Genomic DNA, 2,535 nt, shown 5'->3' on the forward strand with positions numbered 1-2,535 from the left:
GGCCATCGAGACGGCGATGCCGCGCTGGCAGAGGCTGGCGCACCACGCCACACACCACGGTCTGTACCTGCTGTTCTTCGCCGTGCCGTTGCTGGGCTGGGCCTACAGTTCGGCGGCCGGTTTTCCCGTCGTGCTGTTCGGTGTGCTGCCCCTGCCCGACTTTGTGCCGGTCAGTGAGGAGCTGGCCGGGCTGATCAAGCCTCTGCACAAGTTGTCGGCCTTCACCATGATGGCACTGGTGCTGCTGCACGTGGCCGGTGCCCTCAAGCACCAGTTCGTCGACCGCGATGGCCTGCTTTCGCGCATGGGCTGGGGCCGCGGCTGACTACCTCATTCAATCACGGAGTTTCACCATGAACGCCCACACCGCTTCCCTGTTGTTCGCCTCGGCGCTGCTGGCTCCGCTGGCCGCCCAGGCCCAGCAACAGATGATTCCCGCCCAGAGCGAAATCAGCTTCGTCAGCCGCCAGATGGGCGTGCCGGTCGAAGGCAGGTTCAAGACCTTCAACGCCCAGGTGGTGTTTGATCCGGCCAAGCCGGCATCGAGCAGCATCGCGTTCACGGTCGATACCGGCAGCGCCACCCTGGGGGTGCGCGAGTCCGATGCGGAGTTGCCGAAGGCCGTCTGGTTCAACGTGGCCCAGTTTCCCAAGGCCACCTTCCAGTCGAGCGGCGTCAAGCGCCTGGACACGACCAGGTTCGAAGTGGCGGGCAAGCTCAGCATCAAGGGCGTGAGCAGCGACGTGGTGGTGCCGGTCACGCTGGCGCAAAGCGGCGCCACGACCACCGCCACCGGCAGCTTCCCCATTCAGCGCCTGACCTTCCGCATCGGCGAGAAGGAGTGGTCGGACACCTCCATGGTGGCCGACGAGGTGATGGTCAAGTTCAAGATCGCACTGACCGGCGTCGGCAAGCTCTGATGCCATTGTCCGTTTTTTTCTTCATTCATCCAGGAGTTCAACCATGCGCACATCCCTGACCCTGCTGGCCGCTGCAGCCGTGCTGTCCACCGCCGGCATTGCCCAGGCGGCCGACTACGCCATCGACCCGACGCATACCTTTGCCACCTTCGAGATCAACCACTTCGGTGCGACCACCAACCGGGGCCGTTTCGACAAGAAAGAGGGCACCGTGTCGTTCGATCGCGCGGCCAAGAGCGGCAAGGTCGACATCACCATCGATGTGAGTTCGGTCAGCACGGGCACCCCGGCCTTCGAAAAGCATCTGAACAGCGCCGAACTGTTCAACACGGCGGTTTACCCCACGGCCCGCTTCGTCTCCGACAAGTTCGTGTTCGACGGCGACAAGGTCGCCGAGGTCCAGGGCCAGTTCACCCTGCTGGGCAAGACCCAGCCGGTCACGCTCAAGGCCACGCAGTTCAACTGCTATGAAAGCCCGATGCTCAAGCGCGAGGTGTGTGGCGGCGACTTCGAGGCCACCATCGACCGCACGGCGTTCGGCATGGACTACGGTGTCCAGTGGGGTTTTGCCAAGGATGTCCGCCTGGTGATCCAGGTCGAAGCCATCAAGCAGTGATGCCCGGCTGAGCGTCGGCCTACCTGCAGAAAGGCCCGCCGCGTGCGGGCCTTTTCTTCGTACCGGGGATGCCGGGATGGGTGGTGGGCGTGACCGGTCGAGGCCGTCCCGCCCCGCGTGCTCAGGGGCGGGTGGCCGATTCCAGCTGCTCCAGAAACCGGATGGCCTGTTCCCGGCTGGCACCACACATCTCCACACTCGGCGCCAGGGAGGCACACACCGCGGGGCGCTCGGGCCGGCCGAAGAGGCGGCAACGCCATGACGCCGTCCCGTCCAGGTGCGGGCAGGGCATGCCAGCGGGCTTGCCATCGGGCAAGCCCGGCAGGGGGCTGCTGATCGAAGGTGCGATGCAGCAGGCGGCGCAGCCGGGCCGGCACTCCATCGCGGTGATCAGCCCTGGAACTTGCGAGCCGCCCAGAGCGCCTGGTCGATCACGCCCTGCACGCCGGCGCGGGTGGCATCGTTGACGATCCGACCGTCGGCATCGAAGGCTTCGCCGGCCTTGGCCAGGGCGAATTGCTTGGGCGTGACCCAGCACTGAAGTTGCAGCAGCAGGGGGCTCAGGTGGGACAGGCTGCGAATGCCGCCCAGGGCACCGGGCGAGGCGGCCATGAGGCCCACCACCTTGCCGGCGAAGGGTTTGGCGCCGACGGCCCACTCGGTGTTGCCGCTGATGGGGCGCGATGCCCAGTCGATGGCGTTCTTGAGCAGGGCCGGGTAGCTGCCGTTGTATTCCGGCGTGCTGATGATCCAGGCCGGATGAGCGTGCAGCACTTCCTTGAGGCGGATCACGTCGGCCGGTGTGCCGCGGGCCTCGAGGTCACCGTTGTAGATCGGCAGATCGAAGTCGGACAGGCTCAGCAGCGTCACCGGGGCGCCAGCGGCGCTGGCCAGATCGGCCGTGGCCTTGGCCAGCTTGAGGTTGAGGGAATCGGCGCGGGTGCTGCCGGAAAAAACGAGGAGGGGGGTCGTCGGATGGATCATGGCGCAAATTCTGAC

5 protein-coding genes are annotated in these 2,535 nt (G+C 66.0%); 3 read left to right on the plus strand and 2 right to left on the minus strand.

What is annotated here, in order from left to right:
- From PHQ87_RS16035 to PHQ87_RS16045, 3 genes are all read left to right on the plus strand, one after another.
- On the plus strand, positions 1-325 hold a 325-nt coding region (locus PHQ87_RS16035; protein ID WP_300236623.1), incomplete at its 5' end, for a cytochrome b/b6 domain-containing protein.
- A gap of 28 nt (positions 326-353) precedes the next feature.
- The gene (locus PHQ87_RS16040; RefSeq protein ID WP_300236626.1) at positions 354-920 is read left to right on the plus strand and encodes a YceI family protein; all 567 of its coding nucleotides are present in this window, start codon (positions 354-356) and stop codon (positions 918-920) included.
- Between the two features lie 43 nt (positions 921-963).
- Positions 964-1,536, plus strand: coding sequence for a YceI family protein (locus tag PHQ87_RS16045; protein WP_300236629.1), 573 nt, complete (start codon positions 964-966; stop codon positions 1,534-1,536).
- Between the two features lie 121 nt (positions 1,537-1,657).
- Here PHQ87_RS16045 and PHQ87_RS16050 read toward each other — a convergent pair whose 3' ends face one another.
- A complete protein-coding gene (locus PHQ87_RS16050; RefSeq protein ID WP_300236632.1) occupies positions 1,658-1,918 on the minus strand; it encodes a YkgJ family cysteine cluster protein in 261 nt (86 codons plus the stop codon).
- An 8-nt stretch (positions 1,919-1,926) separates the two neighbouring features.
- Entirely contained in the window at positions 1,927-2,520 is a 594-nt protein-coding gene (locus tag PHQ87_RS16055; protein ID WP_300236635.1) for an NAD(P)H-dependent oxidoreductase, read from the minus strand.
- Positions 2,521-2,535: the final 15 nt, after the last annotated feature.

The sequence above is a fragment of the Hydrogenophaga sp. genome (assembly GCF_028698005.1).
GTDB lineage: Bacteria > Pseudomonadota > Gammaproteobacteria > Burkholderiales > Burkholderiaceae_C > Hydrogenophaga.